The organism is Oceanimonas smirnovii ATCC BAA-899 (assembly GCF_000381965.1).
Taxonomy (GTDB): Bacteria; Pseudomonadota; Gammaproteobacteria; order Enterobacterales; family Aeromonadaceae; genus Oceanimonas; species Oceanimonas smirnovii.
In genome coordinates, this window is the sequence record NZ_KB908461.1 from 13,585 (window position 1) to 30,032 (window position 16,448).

General features: G+C 54.4%; 17 protein-coding genes and 4 tRNA genes. 15 read left to right on the plus strand and 6 right to left on the minus strand.

Annotated elements, in window-relative coordinates:
- Window positions 1-35: 35 nt before the first annotated feature.
- Window positions 36-1,307, minus strand: a complete 1,272-nt coding sequence (locus G364_RS0109760; protein WP_019934965.1) for a dicarboxylate/amino acid:cation symporter — start codon at window positions 1,305-1,307, stop codon at window positions 36-38.
- 317 nt (window positions 1,308-1,624) lie between these two features.
- On the opposite strand from G364_RS0109760, the gene G364_RS0109765 reads away from it, so the two are divergent.
- Together G364_RS0109765 and G364_RS0109770 are read left to right on the plus strand one after the other, a co-directional pair.
- Window positions 1,625-2,812 carry a M24 family metallopeptidase gene (locus G364_RS0109765; RefSeq protein WP_019934966.1) on the plus strand — a complete coding sequence of 396 codons (1,188 nt, stop codon included), beginning with the start codon at window positions 1,625-1,627 and terminating at the stop codon, window positions 2,810-2,812.
- A gap of 22 nt (window positions 2,813-2,834) precedes the next feature.
- Window positions 2,835-3,299 (plus strand): Lrp/AsnC family transcriptional regulator, encoded by a 465-nt coding sequence (locus tag G364_RS0109770; RefSeq protein WP_019934967.1) that lies wholly within the window; start codon window positions 2,835-2,837, stop codon window positions 3,297-3,299.
- Between the two features lie 25 nt (window positions 3,300-3,324).
- On the opposite strand, the gene G364_RS0109775 is transcribed toward G364_RS0109770, so the two are convergent.
- Window positions 3,325-4,503: an aminotransferase-like domain-containing protein gene (locus tag G364_RS0109775; RefSeq protein WP_019934968.1), complete on the minus strand. Its 1,179-nt coding sequence runs from the start codon at window positions 4,501-4,503 to the stop codon at window positions 3,325-3,327.
- Between the two features lie 147 nt (window positions 4,504-4,650).
- Here G364_RS0109775 and mutY point away from each other — a divergent pair, with 147 nt between their 5' ends.
- From mutY to G364_RS0109805, 6 genes are all read left to right on the plus strand, one after another.
- Complete coding sequence (gene mutY, locus G364_RS0109780) at window positions 4,651-5,718, plus strand: A/G-specific adenine glycosylase (RefSeq protein ID WP_026344825.1); 1,068 nt, start codon at window positions 4,651-4,653, stop codon at window positions 5,716-5,718.
- Window positions 5,715-5,990 carry an oxidative damage protection protein gene (locus G364_RS0109785; RefSeq protein WP_019934970.1) on the plus strand — a complete coding sequence of 92 codons (276 nt, stop codon included), beginning with the start codon at window positions 5,715-5,717 and terminating at the stop codon, window positions 5,988-5,990. Before mutY ends, G364_RS0109785 begins: the two co-directional genes overlap by 4 nt.
- A 94-nt stretch (window positions 5,991-6,084) precedes the next feature.
- Window positions 6,085-6,160 (plus strand) — tRNA-Phe (locus G364_RS0109790).
- A 91-nt stretch (window positions 6,161-6,251) separates the two neighbouring features.
- Entirely contained in the window at window positions 6,252-7,001 is a 750-nt protein-coding gene (locus G364_RS0109795) for a TIGR04219 family outer membrane beta-barrel protein (protein WP_019934971.1), read from the plus strand.
- A gap of 147 nt (window positions 7,002-7,148) precedes the next feature.
- Entirely contained in the window at window positions 7,149-8,129 is a 981-nt protein-coding gene (locus G364_RS0109800; protein ID WP_019934972.1) for a hypothetical protein, read from the plus strand.
- A gap of 257 nt (window positions 8,130-8,386) precedes the next feature.
- Window positions 8,387-8,596: a cold-shock protein gene (locus tag G364_RS0109805; protein ID WP_019934973.1), complete on the plus strand. Its 210-nt coding sequence runs from the start codon at window positions 8,387-8,389 to the stop codon at window positions 8,594-8,596.
- A 62-nt stretch (window positions 8,597-8,658) separates the two neighbouring features.
- On the opposite strand, the gene G364_RS0109810 is transcribed toward G364_RS0109805, so the two are convergent.
- On the minus strand, window positions 8,659-9,831 hold the full coding sequence (locus tag G364_RS0109810; protein WP_019934974.1) for a multidrug effflux MFS transporter: 1,173 nt from the start codon (window positions 9,829-9,831) through the stop codon (window positions 8,659-8,661).
- A 140-nt stretch (window positions 9,832-9,971) separates the two neighbouring features.
- Between G364_RS0109810 and hfq the strand changes: the two genes are divergently transcribed.
- Complete coding sequence (gene hfq, locus G364_RS0109815) at window positions 9,972-10,343, plus strand: RNA chaperone Hfq (protein ID WP_019934975.1); 372 nt, start codon at window positions 9,972-9,974, stop codon at window positions 10,341-10,343.
- Between the two features lie 44 nt (window positions 10,344-10,387).
- Here hfq and dapA read toward each other — a convergent pair whose 3' ends face one another.
- Entirely contained in the window at window positions 10,388-11,260 is an 873-nt protein-coding gene (dapA, locus tag G364_RS0109820) for a 4-hydroxy-tetrahydrodipicolinate synthase (RefSeq protein ID WP_019934976.1), read from the minus strand.
- A 288-nt stretch (window positions 11,261-11,548) separates the two neighbouring features.
- Here dapA and rsmC point away from each other — a divergent pair, with 288 nt between their 5' ends.
- The 4 genes from rsmC to G364_RS0109845 all read left to right on the plus strand — a co-directional run bounded on the left by rsmC (window position 11,549) and on the right by G364_RS0109845 (window position 13,040).
- Window positions 11,549-12,568: a 16S rRNA (guanine(1207)-N(2))-methyltransferase RsmC gene (gene rsmC / locus G364_RS0109830; RefSeq protein ID WP_019934978.1), complete on the plus strand. Its 1,020-nt coding sequence runs from the start codon at window positions 11,549-11,551 to the stop codon at window positions 12,566-12,568.
- A gap of 122 nt (window positions 12,569-12,690) precedes the next feature.
- Window positions 12,691-12,777, plus strand: a tRNA-Leu gene (locus G364_RS0109835).
- Window positions 12,778-12,797: 20 nt separating this feature from the next.
- Window positions 12,798-12,884, plus strand: a tRNA-Leu gene (locus tag G364_RS0109840).
- A gap of 70 nt (window positions 12,885-12,954) precedes the next feature.
- Window positions 12,955-13,040, plus strand: a tRNA-Leu gene (locus G364_RS0109845).
- A 21-nt stretch (window positions 13,041-13,061) separates the two neighbouring features.
- Here G364_RS0109845 and G364_RS17220 read toward each other — a convergent pair.
- Window positions 13,062-13,268: a hypothetical protein gene (locus G364_RS17220; RefSeq protein ID WP_156816483.1), complete on the minus strand. Its 207-nt coding sequence runs from the start codon at window positions 13,266-13,268 to the stop codon at window positions 13,062-13,064.
- 60 nt (window positions 13,269-13,328) lie between these two features.
- A complete protein-coding gene (rlmD, locus tag G364_RS0109855) occupies window positions 13,329-14,666 on the minus strand; it encodes a 23S rRNA (uracil(1939)-C(5))-methyltransferase RlmD (RefSeq protein ID WP_019934980.1) in 1,338 nt (445 codons plus the stop codon).
- Window positions 14,667-14,847: 181 nt separating this feature from the next.
- Between rlmD and G364_RS0109860 the strand changes: the two genes are divergently transcribed.
- A complete protein-coding gene (locus G364_RS0109860) occupies window positions 14,848-15,867 on the plus strand; it encodes a helix-turn-helix transcriptional regulator (RefSeq protein ID WP_019934981.1) in 1,020 nt (339 codons plus the stop codon).
- Between the two features lie 54 nt (window positions 15,868-15,921).
- The gene (locus G364_RS16485) at window positions 15,922-16,410 is read left to right on the plus strand and encodes a hypothetical protein (protein ID WP_019934982.1); all 489 of its coding nucleotides are present in this window, start codon (window positions 15,922-15,924) and stop codon (window positions 16,408-16,410) included.
- Window positions 16,411-16,448: the final 38 nt, after the last annotated feature.

The following is a 16,448-nucleotide window of genomic DNA, read 5'->3' on the forward strand; positions in this document are numbered from 1 at the left end:
AACCGCCTGTCGGCGGTTTTTTATTTTTCTGCGGGTTACTTGCTGCGAACCGGCTCGGTCACATCGTCATCGATGCTGTCCGGATTGCCTTCCATTCTGGCTACTATGGTGTTGACGGCAGTGTCACCCACCACATTGGAAGAGGTACAGAACATATCGTTAATGCGGTCTACTGCCATCACAATGGCCATAGCTTCCACCGGCAGGCCCATCTGATGCAGCAACACACCGGCCATGACTACAGCACCGCCGGGCACACCGCCCACACCCACCGACATCAGCAGCACGGTAATGCCCACGGTCAGCAGATCACCCATGGGAATGGGCGTACCGGAGATGTTGGCAGCGAAAAAGGCAGCCAGCGTAATGTAGATGGCCGAGCCCGACATATTGATGGTAGCACCCAGGGGCACACCAAAACCGGCTACCGCCTTGGATACACCCAGCTTTTCGGTCAGGGTACGCATGGTCACCGGAATGGTGGCGTTGGAGCTGGCAGTAGACAGAGAGAACAGCAGCTGCTCTCGGGTAGCCTTGCGGAACACACCCGGCTTGATGCCGGTCGTCAGCCAGACCGCCAGCGGATATACCACCAAAATCCAGAACGCCAGCACCATCACCACCATGGCCACATAACCGGCTACCGACATCAGGGTGGCGGCTTCGAGGGTAGCACCAAGGCTTATCATCAGTGCAAACACACCATAAGGTGCCAGGGTCATGACCAGACCTACCAGCTTCATCATCACTTCATTGGCCATACGAAACGCACGGGCTGCCGGTGCCGCCGTAGCACCCAGGCCCTGAATGGCCAGGCCGGTAAGAATAGCCATAAAAATGATTTGCAGCATATCACCGGAAGCAAAGGCCTGGACCGGGTTGCTGGGCACTATGTTCACCAGCATGGCACCCAGATCCGGAGTTTCTGTGGTGGTCAGCTCAACAGCACCGCTGGCACCATGGGGCAAAGTGGCACCCAGGCCGGGCTGAAATATCACACCCACCAGAATGGCAGCGGCAATCGACAGCATGGTGTTGATAATATAGAGACCAAAGGTACGGCTGCCCAGCCGGCCAAAGCTGGCCACATCACGCAGTTCACAGATACCGGTCACAATCGAGATGTAGACCAGCGGCACCACCATCAGCTTGATCAATGATACAAACATGCCGCCCAGGCCTTCAGCCAGGCCAACCAGCTCGTTATTGAGCAGAGAAACATCCGTAAACACATACTGAATTGCACTGCCGATCAGCAGACCGACAAAAAGCCCGGTAAAGATTCGGGCGGAAAGGGAGCCTTTCATTTCTACATCCTCAGAAAAAGCCAAAGTAATTATCTGCTATTTATTATTTTTGTAGATAAGTTAACCAGTCGTTCCGTAAGCGCCGAAATTTTACATTCAAAAAACACCACAGCAACCACAATGATCCACTTCTTCGGCCCTGACGTGATCAAGATCACAAAATAAATATTAAAATATCAAAAAAATGTAAGCAATTTGCAGAATCAGGCTGTTTCAATGGTAACTGGTTGACACTGACGCCCTCGCTGACTGTACTGGGATGAGTCCTGAAGCCTAATCATCAGTGCTTCACCGTGCCATCATCACAGGGGCAGATCATGCATACACAGATCCCCAGTTTCTCCCGCGAGGAATATCAGCAGCGCCTGGCCAGAGTCAGAGCGGCTATGTACGAAAAAGATATTCAGACGCTGATCGTGCACGATCCGGCCAATATCGCCTGGATCACCGGCTATGACGGCTGGTCTTTCTATACACCTCAGGCTGCCATTGTGGGTATGAGTGGTGAACCCATGTGGTTTGGCCGGCATATGGATGCCAACGGTGCCCGCCGCACCGTCTGGCTGCAGGAAGAGAATATTCTCTGGTATCCCGACTATTACGTGATGAACCCGCCGATGAATGCCATGGAATATCTGGCCAATCAATATCTCAAACCCCATGAGTGGACTTATGGCCGCATCGGCATAGAAATGGACAGTTACTACTTTACTCCGGCCGCCTGGCTGGCCCTGCGGGAAAACCTGCCCGACACCGAACTGGTGGATGCCACCGATATGGTGAACTGGTGCCGGGCAGTCAAGTCAGAAGCCGAACTCAGATATATGCGGATTGCGGCCCGCATTGTAGAGCGTATGCATGCCGCCGCTCTGGAAATGATAGAGCCGGGCTTGCCCAAAAACCTGCTGGTCGCGGAAATTTACCGGGTTGCGATGGAAGGATATAACGGCCACTTTGGTGATTACCCCTCCATGGTCCCCATGCTGCCTTCAGGGCCTGATGCTTCGGCCCCTCATCTCACCTGGGATGACAGGCCCTTCTGCCGAGATCAGGGTACTTTTTTTGAGCTGGCGGGCTGCCATCGTCGCTATCATTGCGTGCTGTCGCGCACGATTTATCTGGGCCAGCCTACCGACAATTTCCTGCGCGCCGAAGAGGCCCTTAATGCCGGACTGGAAGCCGGTCTGGCAGCAGCACAGCCGGGTAACCGTTGTGCCGATATCGCCAATGCGCTGAACGCCACTCTGGCCAAATACGGCTTTGACCGGGAAGGAGCCCGCTGCGGTTATCCCATCGGTATGGGTTATCCGCCCGACTGGGGAGAGCGCAGCATGAGCCTGCGTAATACCGACTTTACTATTCTGGAGCCGGGCATGACTTTTCACTTTATGCCGGGCCTGTGGCAGGACGACTGGGGCATGGAAACAACCGAGAGTATCGTGATCACCAGTAACGGGGCCGAGACGCTGAGCAATTATCCGCGTCAGCTGTTTGTAAAAAAGTAATCACCAATAACAAGGCAACAAGATGCAACTGGATCGTTATGATATTCAGATCCTGCAAATTTTGCAGCAACAGGGCCGTATCACCAAGTCGGCCTTGGCTCAGGCCATCAATCTGTCGGTCAGTCCCTGCTGGGAGCGGGTAAAGCGGCTGGAACAGGCAGGTATTATTCGTGGCTATGGTGCCTTTATTGACTCAGGTCTGTTACAGGGGCGTACTGCTGTGCTGGTGGAAATCAGTCTGGGCAGGCACAGCGCCGACATAATGCGCCGTTTTGAATATACCATGGCAGAGTGTAAGCAGGTCACCGACTGCTACGCCACCGGGGGCGGTGTGGATTATGTGATCAAAATACTGTGTGATGATATCGACCAGTATCAGCGGCTGATCGACAGCTGGCTGGAGGCCAGTCTGGGCATAGAGCGCTACTACACCTACATAGTGACCAAAACCGTCAAGCAGTCTCCCCCTGCTCTGCCCACTATATAAAAAGAGGCCTTGCGGCCTCTTATGTTCACATCATTTCCCGAATCACCTTGCCGAACCGGCTGATACCCTCTTCTATGGTGGCGGCGTCGGAGCCGGAATAACTGAAACGAGCAGTGTTAAGAATATCCGGGCGCACATAAAACGGCTGGCCGGGCACAAAAGCCACATTTTGCTTGATGGAAAGATTAAACAGCTCCATGGCGCTGATATGTTCGGGCAAACGTAACCACAGGAACATGCCGCCTTCCGGACGGGTAAAGTCCAGTCCGGGGCAATGACGCAGCAACGCCTGCTCCATGGCATTTTTTTGCTGGCCATAAACGGTGCGAATACGATCGATGTGAGCATCCAGGCAATTATCCTGCAGATAGCTGTACAGCACCTGCTGGGCAAAGCCGTTGGTGTGCAGATCGGAGGCCTGCTTGGCAATGGTAATCTTCTGGCGCAGCCAGTCTGGCACCAGCATCCAGCCAAGACGGAAGGACGGCACTACGACTTTGGAAAAAGAACCCAGCAGCACTACGTTTTCCGGTGCCAGCTTGGCAATGGGCGGCAGATGCTCGCCTTCAAAGCGCAGCTCACCATAGGGGTTGTCTTCTACCATCAGCACATTATGCTGCACCAGACGCTCGGCCACTGCCCTGCGTTTTTCCAGGCTGTAGCTCAGACCCGACGGATTCTGAAAGTTGGTTACCCCATACATCAGTCTGGCATGGTGCGGCCCGGCCAGCAGAGCGTCCAGCTCGTTCAGATCCGGGCCGTCATCATTCAGCGAAACTCCCTGAAACTCGGGCTGATACACAGACAGCGCCTGAATGGCCCCCAGATAGCCGGGCTCTTCAATAATCAGTTTGGCACCTTCGTCTACCAGCACCTTGCCAATCAGGTCCAGCGCCTGCTGAGAGCCGTTGGTGATCAGAATGTTATCAGGATTTACCGTCATGCCATGCTGAGTGCGGTAGCGCTCGGCAATATATTCACGCAACGGGCCGAAGCCTTCAGTGGCCGCATATTGCAATGCGCCATTGCTCTTGTCCTGCAGCACCTTGGCAGTCGCAACTTCCAGCGCTTCATTGGGAAAGAACGCCGGATTGGGCAGGCCACCGGCAAAGGAGATCACTTCCGGATTAACGGCAACTTTGAGTATTTCTCGAATAAAGGAAGGCTCTACCTTGGCAAAGCGCTTGGCAAAAAACGGCTGCATAGGGGTCTCTCTGAATTACCACGCGTGGCGGACGCCAACAAAACCTTTCTTTTGTATCAGAAATCACCGCAATAACAAACCATAAACAACAGATGCGTTGCGCCTGAATACGGCTTATGGTCGAATTCGGACATGCCAAACAACAAGATGATCCCCGTGAGCAACCAATCTTTCGCCGAGCGCATTCTGGCCTGGCATGACGTGCATGGCCGCAAAACCCTGCCCTGGCAGCTGAATAAAACCCCCTACCGGGTCTGGGTGTCGGAAATCATGCTGCAGCAGACGCAGGTAACCACTGTTATTCCCTACTATCAGCGCTTTATGACGCGCTTTCCGGATGTGCTCAGCCTGGCCGATGCCGAACAGGATGAAGTGCTGCATCACTGGACCGGGCTGGGCTACTACGCCCGGGCACGCAACCTGCACAAAGCGGCTCAGGTTATTCGCGATCACTACAGCGGTCGTTTTCCTGAACGCTTTGAAGACGTACTGGGCCTGCCCGGCATAGGCCGCTCCACTGCCGGAGCCGTGCTGTCCTTATCGCTTGGCCAGCATCACGGCATTCTCGACGGCAATGTAAAACGGGTGCTCACCCGCTGGCTGGGCCAGAAAGGCTGGCCGGGTAAAAAAGAAGTGGAAAATACTCTCTGGGACAAAGTAGCAGTACTCACCCCGGCAGAAGGCGTGAGTCAGTATAACCAGGCCATGATGGACATGGGGGCCACCATCTGCACTCGCAGCAAGCCTGCCTGTGAACGCTGCCCGGTCAGCGACGACTGTGTTGCCCTTGCTCTGGGCACACCCACTGCCTTTCCCGAGTCCAAGCCCAAAAAAACGGTACAGCCGGAAAAACAAGCCTGTTTTGTGCTGCTGCAAAGCGGCGATCACCTGCTGCTGGTACAGCGTCCGCCCCAGGGGCTGTGGGGTGGACTTTACTGTTTTCCCGAGTTTGCTGACGAGCGCGAAATGCAGCGCTGGCTGAGCCGCTTTCCCGAAGCCGGCAAGCCCGAGCCTCTGCCCGGCTTTCGTCATACCTTCAGTCATTTCCATCTGGATATCAGCCCCTGGCGGGTACAAATACCGCGCATTCCCGCTGAGGTCATGGCGAGTGACCAGCGTCTTTGGTATAACTTGCACCAACCGGCACCGGTAGGCCTGGCGGCAGCAACCAAAAAGCTGCTTGCCTACCCGCAACTGCACAAGAGGATCCCATGAGCCGAACCATTTTTTGCCAGCGTTTGAACAAGGAAGCCGAAGGTCTGGACTTTCAGATGTATCCGGGTGAGCTCGGCAAACGTATTTACGACAATATCTCCAAAGAAGCCTGGGCTGAATGGCAGAAAAAACAGACCATGCTTATCAACGAGAAAAAACTGAACATGATGAACGCCGAGCACCGTCAGCTGCTGGAGCAGGAAATGGAGGCCTATCTGTTTGAAGGTGCCGACGTCAATATTGAGGGCTACACTCCCCCGTCTGCGAGTTAAACAGCCGCTTTGCTCAAGCCTTGAGCGAACGCACACAAGCAACAGAAAAAGCGGTTGACTTGCCAGGGGCGATCGATTTAAATGACGCCCCGTTGCCCAGATAGCTCAGTCGGTAGAGCAGGGGATTGAAAATCCCCGTGTCGGTGGTTCGATTCCGCCTCTGGGCACCATCTTTAAAGCCTCGCGAAAGCGGGGCTTTTTTGTATCTGAAAATAGCTGATTCACTGATTCCATTCCTATCGGCATACAGGAACATCACCGATGAAAAAAACAGTTTGGCCATTAGCCCTGCTCGCTGGTTTGGGCAGCACACAGGCAGGTGCAGATGTCATAGGCCTCTATGCAGGAGCCCAAGCCTGGCAGGTTAATACCAGCGGTGGTTTTGGCAGCAAAAACAGCAGCGCAGACTTTAACTTTGAAGACAGCACTCAAGGTGTATTTTATGTTGCTGTTGAACATCCGGTTCCGTTACTTCCCAATCTCAAAGTCAGGCATGGTGATCTGACTGCCGATGGCAACACTGTGGTATCAGGCCAGTTTAGCTTTGGCGGTGTGGATTATGCGACCGGGTCGGCACTCAGTACCTCTTTTGAGGTCACCAATACCGACTTTATTCTCTACTATGAAGTATTTGATAACGCCCTGTTCAGTATCGATCTGGGCGCAAATATCAAATACCTTAACGGCGACATTGGTGTTGTGGATACCCGCGGTATTCGTTCCAATGAGAAGCTGAACGCTCCCCTCCCCCTGGGTTACTTCAAGGCGGAGGCTGCTCTTCCTCTCACCGGTTTGTCGGCATTTGGCGAGCTAAACTATCTCGCTCTGGATGGCCATAACATCTCCGACTATCAGGCCGGCATCAGCTACAACCTGATTGATACCGTCGCGCTGGATCTCAACCTGCATGCCGGATACCGGGCCATCAGCCTGGAGCTGGACGACCTTGACAATATCGATGCCAGACTGGACTTCGACGGTGCCTTTGCTGGCGCGGAAATTCACTTCTGAGCATGCTTCTTCACAGTCACGATTAAAGAGCCGGTATCTTACCGGCTCTTTTTTATGCTTTTGCGAAGCAGTATTTAACGAAACAAACATGGTATAACTCAAAAGAGCTTTCTAACCTTAGTAATAACACGGCAAAAGGATGGTGCCATGAACAAATTACTGCTTTTTTCCACCCTGCTTCTGCTTCCCGGCCTTGTTTCATCTGAAGAGCCTGACGACAGTGATCTGCCGCTGTGGGTAGTGGATAAAATTACTCCCATGCACGACAGCGTGACCGACTGGCTTGATAACAGTGCCCGCAACATCGATAACTTCTTTGGTGAGGATGACAGCCTGACCATTGAAAACGGCTCTTACCTGCGCTTCAGTCAGGAGTTTTCCTGGCACGAACGGGATGATTTTGGCTCCGAGACCAAACTCAAGCTGCGCCTCGATCTGCCCACTACGGAAGAACGGCTGCGTATTTTGATCGAAAGTGATCCTGACGAGACCCAGGGCACGCTGGCTCAACAGGGAGCCAATACCGCCAGAAATAATAACAACTTTGACAGCGACAACTTTCTTATCGGGCTGCGTCGCCTGAGTAACCGGGACAAAAACGAACGCTGGCGCTTTGATGCCGGTGCCGGTATTAAAATCAAGCTTCCTCTTGATCCTTATGTCCGTTTAACCGGCGAACGCCAATGGCAGCTGAACGACAGCCCCTGGGTGCTGGACTCATGGAACCGGGCTTCATGGTTTCATGAAGAGGGGTACTCGGCACGCAGCCGCTGGGATCTTGGCCGGCCACTCAGCGATATCTATCATTTGCGGTTTATCACCAATGTGCAGTGGCAGGAAGAAGTAGATACCCTGGAATACTCTGAGGGTGTTGAGCTTAACCAGCTGCTGGGCAGCCGCAGCGCTATTCGCTATGCCGCCGTTGCCGTAGGCCGCAGTGCCTCGGATCCCGAGCTGCACGATTACTACCTGCTGAGCCACTATCGACGCAATTTGCATAAGGAGATCCTGTTTGTGGACTTTATTCCTGAACTGCATTTTCCCCGCGAGCAGGATTATGATGCAGAGTTTGGTGTTACCCTGCGCCTTGAGCTGTTGTTCAGGGCTGATTTATCCTGGGGAAGGTAAGAAACCCCGGCGCAAAAAAGACTCACTCGGTTCTTTATGTGTGCAGGTTTCAACAAAGTGAAGTTAACGTGTCACAGCTCACAAAAATACCTGTTGACCCCCATCAGGTAACCGGTTAGAGTGAATTCGACTTTAAGGATACCGCTGAATTTATGTTCATTACGAAGTTCCTAGTAGTACCTCGTCCTGTATTTCATAAGTAAAGGTTGTGTTTTTGAAGTCGATTATTCTAGCAAGTTTGTTTACAGGATTTAGGTATGTCTAACACTGTTAAAGGTAAAGTAAAGTTCTTCAATGAAGCCAAAGGTTTCGGTTTCATCGAGCAAGAGCAAGGCCCTGATGTATTCGTACACTTCAGCGCTATCCAGACCTCGGGCTTCAAGACCCTGGCTGAAGGTCAGTCCGTAGAGTTCACTGTAGCCCAAGGCCAGAAAGGTCCTCAGGCTGAAAACGTAGTTCCTCTGTAAGAGTCTGCGTTAACAAAGAATTCCAAAGCCGCGCCCAAGGGCGCGGCTTTTTAATGCCCGGGTTAAAACCGCCCCACGGCAAACACCGACAATCCCTTCAGCACTCCTGCCCCCAGCATAACGCACAGCCCGAGCGTAAAAGCCGTATCCACCCCAAGCTGTGCAAGCACCGCCGTCAGCACGCTTGCACTGAGCATTTGCATGGCTCCCGACAGGGCTGCTGCCGATCCGGCACCATTTTTATAAGGCTCCAGTAACCGGCTCATGGCATTGGGAAAGGCCATGCCATTACCCAGCGCCTGAATAAATACGCCAGTTACCATCAGCCAGGGCTCAAGGGGCATCAGCATAATCCAGACTCCCGCTGCCAGCTGAATAAATGGACTGATGCGCAGCACCTGCTCGGCTCGCACCCAATGCTGAATCCGGTTGTTAATAATACCGCCCAGCAGCAGCCCCAGTGCCGGCAGCAGCGCCCAGCGGCCATATTCAGCTGCACTCATCCCTATTTGATGCTGCATCACGTAAGGCAACACAGACACAGATGTCATCATCAGCGCAAACTGCCCCCAAAGCATGCCTCCATGCCCCAGAAAATGGCGTTGTTTCAGTAGCCTGAGATAGCCTCGTATAATGGGACCGGGTGCCATACTGAGACGATCGCCCTGATGAGTTTCCTGAAACCGAGCCAGCAAAATCATCCATAGCAGAGCAAGATAAAGCAACATGGCAGTAAAAACGCTTTGCCAGCCAAAGGTATCTCCCAGCATGCCGCCCAGCGCCGGGGCCAGCACAGGAGTAATGGCCGCTGCCATGGCAATGTACGACAGCGCATTACGCAACGCGGCTCCTTCAAAGCGGTCGCGCAGCATGGCTCTGGATACCACAGCCGCACACCCTGCTCCCAGCCCCTGCAACAAACGCCCTGCCAGCAACCATTCAAAGCTGGCATCAGGCAGCATGCACAGCGCCACTCCGGCTAACGCCAGCGCCAGCCCGGCCAGCAATACCGGACGCCGGCCGCGGGCATCGCTGAGCGGCCCGTAGAGCAATTGCACCGGACCAAAGGCAAACAGATAAGCTGAAACCAGCCATTGCACCCGCTCAGGATCTTCCGCCAGCGCACGACTGATGTCGGGCAGCACAGGAAAAACCAGCCCCAGACTGAACTGACCAATACTGACAATCAGGCAAGCCAGCACCATAATGGTGGTACCGGATATGACAGCGTTCACACAGACTCCTTTATCGACAGGCAGATAATCCGGGTGGCAGGCTGCTCGCAAAGGTATATTTAATTAACGCTTTGCTTTGACAAGCCGGCGCTTGATTAAGCACAATCAAGATTGAAAAATAACAAAAAGGACTGACCAACATGACCGCCCCATCATCGAATCCCCAATCGCTGCAGCAAGCCTTTTCATTGGGTAACGGACAGGACGCGGCACTGAACTGGTTACGTAAAAACCAGACCCACTGCGCCATTTTTCTGACTAATGGTATCAAACTTGAAGGGATGATCAGTGCCTTTGACCAATACAGCATTCTGCTGTCTGATCCCCGCGGCCAGCAGCAGCTGATCTACAAGGCCAAGATTTCCACCATTTCGCCGGCCAGCCGTCGCCCGCCGCGTTCCGGTGTAATCATCAACAAGCCCCGTCGTCCCCGCTATGACAATCACCATGATCATCACGGCCACCGGGATGATCATCATCATGGCAACGACAACCAGGGTGACGATCAGTAAGCACTTTAGGTAGCACAAAAAATGGCCGCTTGCGCGGCCATTTTTTATATCAGTTCCAGCTCTTCCATTACCCGGCGAATACGGGCCTTGGTGTCTTGCTGCAGCGGCACCACCGGCACCCGGCAATGCTCGCTGGCTTTGCCCAGCAGCGACAATGCATATTTGGGACCCGCCGGGTTGGGCTCAGCAAACAACACCTGATGCAGCGGCATCAGCTTGTCCTGCAGCTCACGGGCTTGTTCCCACTTGCCGTTCAGGGTCAGCTCCTGCAGCTGTGCACACAGGCGCGGGGCTACGTTGGCAGTGACCGAGATACATCCGGTACCACCACCCACATTGTAAGAAACTGCAGTGCCGTCTTCCCCCGAGAGCCAGGCAAAGGGCTTTTTAATCAGCTGACGCTCGGCCCAGGGACGGTTCAGATCACCGGTGGCGTCTTTTACCCCCACAATGCGCGGCAGCTCGGCCATACGGGCCAGGGTTTCCGGCTTGATGTCTACCACGGCACGGGGCGGAATATTGTAAACGATAATCGGCAGCTCGGTGGCATCGTGCAGCATCTTGAAGTGAGCGAACAGACCGTCCTGATTAGGGCGGTTGTAATAACCGGCCACATGCAGGGTAGCATTGGCACCGGCTTGCTGAGCGCACACGCTGTAGTCAATGGCTTCCACCGGATTGTTGGAGCCGGCTCCGGCAATGACCGGGACCCGGCCAGCAGCCTGCCCGGCAACAATTTCAATCACCCGGCAATGCTCATCGTGAGACAGAGTCGGACTTTCCCCGGTGGTGCCCACCGGCACAATGCCGTGAGTCCCTTCCTCGATGTGCCAGTCTACCAGATGGCGTAACGCCGCTTCATCGATGCGGTTACCATCAAAGGGAGTAAGCAGGGCAACTAAAGAACCGCGAAACATGGAAACTCCTTCTCCTGATCAGAGGATTGAATTTTGAATTAAAAAACCCCGGGCGCAAATGCGTGGCCGGGGTTTTGATAAAAGAGAGTCTGAACGTATCAGGCGTCGGTCACGCAAAAAAGAGGACTGCTTTACGTTTAAGCAGTTTAACTGGTTTGCGTTTGACTATCACTGACATGAATAACACCTGAAAAAACCTTGTTCAGCATCTTTTGCCAACCACCGGCAAATGTCAAGGGCAGCCATGGCATGTATAATGCCGTTTTTAAAAATTTGCAGGAACACAGAATGTATGAGGCCCTGACGTCTGTCAGTGACATGCTGAGCCGCAACCTGGATATCCTTTGCCGCCAGCCCCTGCTGGTGTGCGGCCTGCTGGAAGACAAGCTGCCCCAGGTGCTGGCTGAACATGGCCCGGCACCCCGCGTTTTTACCACCGACTACCGCTATTTTCAGTGGCTGGGCAGCTGTGCTGAGATTACGCCGGAATTTGGCCATGCTCCTGCCGGGAAAACGGCTCAGGGCCTGCTGTTGCTGATGCCCAAGGCCAAGGCAGAAGCTGAATATCTGCTTGCAGCCTGCCTGCCCCTGCTGAGCACTGGAGCTCCCGTGTTTATTGCAGGCGATAACAAAGGCGGCGTTAAGTCGGCTCCCAAATTGCTGGCCCCTTATTGCGCGCACGTCACCAAAGTTGACAGCGCCCGCCGGGCCAGTTTGTATCAGGCTGAGCTGACGCAGCCGGCATCACCCTTTAACCTGAGCGACTGGACCAAAGAATATCGGCTGGAACAGGAACAACTGACCGTCTGCACCCTGCCCGGTGTATTCAGCGCCGAACACCTGGATGCCGGCACACAGCTGCTGCTTAACAATGCCGGTACTCTGCAGGGCCGGGTGCTGGATTTTGGCTGTGGTGCCGGCGTGATTGGTGCCAGCCTGCTGAAACGCAATCCGGCCATCACACTGGAGCAGATCGACATCAGTGCTCTGGCCCTCGAAGCCAGCCGGCAAACTCTGGCCAGAAACGGCCTGCAAGCCAATCTGTATCCGTCCGATGGACTGAGTGAAACAGAAGGCCGGTTTGACTGCATTATCAGCAACCCGCCTTTTCATGCCGGTTTAAAGACCTTTTACAGCACCACCGAAACCCTGTTAAAGGAAGCCAGGCATTACCTCAAACCCGGTGGCAGCCTGCTGCTGGTAGCCAATGCCTTTTTGCCTTACCCGGAATTGATTGAACAAAGCTTTGGTGGTTGCGAGACACTGGCCGCCAACGGCCGCTTTAAAATTTACCGGGCCCGGGCCTGAAACCGGCAAAATTGCGCTATTTTTGAACAAACGGCTGTTGTGGCCGTTTTTTTATGAATTAAGTTAAAAAAGCCGGTTGACGGCTGGTAAAAAATCTATAGAATTCGCAGTCCTCAGCACGGGCGAGGGTGGCGGAATTGGTAGACGCGCTAGCTTCAGGTGTTAGTGTCCTTACGGATGTGGGGGTTCAAGTCCCCCCCTTCGCACCACTGAGAAAAAATTTGAGCACGCGAGGGTGGCGGAATTGGTAGACGCGCTAGCTTCAGGTGTTAGTGTCCTTACGGATGTGGGGGTTCAAGTCCCCCCCTTCGCACCAAGTCTTTGACTTGAGAGCAGCTCAAATTCCAACATGGTGGCCCATGTAAAACAGCCGAACAATCTAATGTGCGAGGGTGGCGGAATTGGTAGACGCGCTAGCTTCAGGTGTTAGTGTCCTTCGGATGTGGGGGTTCAAGTCCCCCCCTTCGCACCAAGATTGTTTCTTCCCAGCCGTTCAGGTGTAATCTCCCAGCATTATTCCAAGTGCCATGCCAAGGCCGGCTAATCCGCCTATCGGCAGCCAATACCAGTGCCTGCTGACTGAAGGCATAGCCAACACCAGTGCAAACAATGCAAATCCGGCGCTTAACCATAATGTAAGTGACGATGCCGGCACCCACCAGATCGTCATCAGCCACAGCACTACCAGCAAAATAACCATTATCACCTCCTTGAACATTTGATGATAATAGTTATCAATTACTTTTATAGCAAACCTTTATTACGTTGCGCTAAACAACGCCACGCTCTCCACATGCATGGTATGAGGAAACATATCCACCGGGGTTACCTGCTCCAGAGTAAAGCCCTGCTCGCTCAGCCAGGCTGCATCCCGCGCCAGCGTTTTAGGATTGCAGGACACATACACCAGCCGGGCCGGACGCATGTTGGCCAGCGTATCCAGCAAAGCCTGGTCACACCCCTTACGCGGCGGATCCACCACCACCACGTCAGCACTCACTCCCTGCTGATACAGCGCAGCTACCTGCTGTTCAGCCGCACCACAGTAAAAACGAACATTTTTAATATCATTACGCTCGGCATTACGCTCGGCATCGGCCACCGCTTCCGGTACTATTTCCATGCCATGAACCTGGGCTGCAAAGGGGGCCATAAATAAACTGATGGTGCCGATACCGCTGTAGAGATCAAACACGGTTTCACTGCCGGAGAGTGCGGCCAGCCGCACCACCTCACGATACAGCACTTCCGTCTGGTGCGGGTTTATCTGATAAAAAGACAGTGCAGAGATATCAAACTGCAGTTCACCCAAGCGGTCGCTGATAACGCTGCTGCCCCACAGAGTACGCACCTGTTCGCTCAGTATCCGGTTGCCCACAGCATCATTCAGGCACAGCTGCACACTGACCAGCTTTGGCACCTGAGCAAGACGCTCAACCAGGGCATTCAGTGCCCGCTCTGTCGGCTCTTCCGCCACTACCAGCACAACCATCAGCTCTCCGCTGTGCCGGCCATTGCGCACCATCACATAACGTACACAGCCACTGTGGTGAGCTTCATTAAAGGCGGGAACCGCCAGCTCCCGCATCCACTGCCGCACCAGTGCCGTGATGCCGGCCGTTTCCGGTGCCTGCATGGCACACTGTTCTATTTCCACCAACTGATGGCTGTGTTTGGCATAAAAGCCCAGGGTCGGACCGGGCTGCACCGCAAACTGCGCCTTATTGCGATAATGAAAGGGATCATCCATGCCAATGGTGTTGGCCACTGAGCAGTTCAGCCCCCGCTCCTGCAAGGCATTAACCAGCAGCTCACGTTTTAACCGCAGCTGAGCACCATAGTCCATCACCCTGAGCTGACAGCCACCACATTCGGTATGGGGGCAAAAGTCGGGCCTGCGCTCTGATGCCGAAGTCAGCACCCGCTTCACTTCTGCCTGAGCATAGCGAGGCCTGGCCAGCGTGACTCTGGCTTCTACTTCATCACCGGGCAACCCGCCCGAAATATACACCGGACAGCCGTTATGCTGAGCAATGCCGTCCCCTTTATCGGTTAGGCTGTGAACGGAAAGGGTAAGCAATTGACCGGCTTTAAACATGATGGGCACTCTGAAAGTTCAACCACACCGGCCTGGGCCGGCAAAGCAGGAATTTTACCCGAGGCCGGCCCGCTGCAACAGCCTGGCGTGAGCGGTTAATCCGGCCAGAGGTGCAAGTGGCAGCCGGTGTAAGGTATTCTCGGCCTCAACCGAGCACATTACATGACAATAAGGAAGACAAATGGGCACTCAGCGCGACACTCTTTTTCGCTACCTGACCATGCTGCAGCTGATCCCCCGGGCACCTCAGTTCAAGGCCACCACCACACTGCAGGCCCTGCTTGAAGAACGAGGATTCAGTGTGGAGCTGAGGTCCATTCAGCGGGATCTGGAGAAGATGTCACTGCACTTTCCGCTGCAATGCGACAAGCGCGAGCGCCCTTATCGCTGGTCTTTTGATACCAACTTCAAAAGCGGACTGCCGGCGCTGGATACTGCCACAGCACTGACTCTGGTGCTGGCAGAAGAATATTTACAGAGCCTGTTACCGCGCATGGCAGTAGACCGGCTTGGCCCTCAGTTTGACAGTGCCCGCCGCTTTCTCGATGGCCTGCAGCAAAACGGCTATGCCGACTGGGCCAGACGAGTGCGGGCCATTCCTGATGGCAAGGCCCTGCTGCCGGCCCCCATCAGGGCCGAAGTGTGGCAGGGCATCAGCGACGCCCTGCTGAATCGTCAGGCGGTGGACGTCTGCTACCTCAGCCGGCAAAAAGGGGATATACGGCAATACACACTACACCCTCAGGGGCTGGTGGCCCGTCACAGTGTCAGCTATCTGCTGGCCACCGTGAATGATTATGATGATATTCGCCAGTTTGCCCTGCACCGCATTCAAACGCTGGCCATCACCGATATTGCCTTTCGGCCGCAGCCGGACTTCTGTGTTGATGCCTACATCAGAGAAGGCGGCTTTGATTATCCGCTGAACGAAGAAAGCGTACAGCTGGTCGCCCGCATTTCACCGGATCTGGCCTGGCGGCTGAGTGAAACCCCGCTCAGCGAGCAACAACAGTTGTCCGCTCCCGGCGAAGACGGCCGCATTACCCTGACCGCCACCATTCACAATGATCAGCAAACCCTGTGGTGGCTGACCGGTTTTGGAGCCAGAGTGGAAGTAATTGAGCCTTTGTCATGGCGACGTGCGCTGGCTGAGCAGGCGCGCCAACTGCATGACATGTACCGGGACTCGGGCGACACATAAAGTCGCCTGCGCCATCCATGATGTCATCACTGTTTACGATTTGCCGGAATCTCCATGACTTTTGATCCCCTGATGTGGGTCTTTGCCACCAATGCTCGTTACAAAAACTCACGCCGCTCCTGCCTGGAACTTAAGCCGTTATTGGGGCGCTTTTTCACTGATGAGCTGCTGGCCTTTGCCGGCTTTGTGATTGTGGATGAGCTGCCCTCACCACCGCTTGCACAGGTAAAAGCCATGGGACTTGAAAGTTTGTTAACGCCGTCAGCCCAAGGGCTGACACTGGCCAATACCTACTACCTGAAGCCTGCCGCCGCCGGCCAGCTGCGAGTGCATGTGCATGAACTGGTGCATGTGCTGCAATGGCGCAACCTGGGCGCAGCCCGCTTTATCGATCGTTATTTGCAGGAAATGGCCCGCCACGGCTACCGCCAGGCACCGCTGGAGCAAATGGCCTGTGAGCTGGAACACCTGTTTGCCCTGAGCCCCGCCCGGGGCTTTGATATCACAGCAGAAGTAAAACACCGGCTGGCTCTTTGGGGTTAACACCAAGCCGTTTTAGTATCGCATGATCTGCCTGTTCA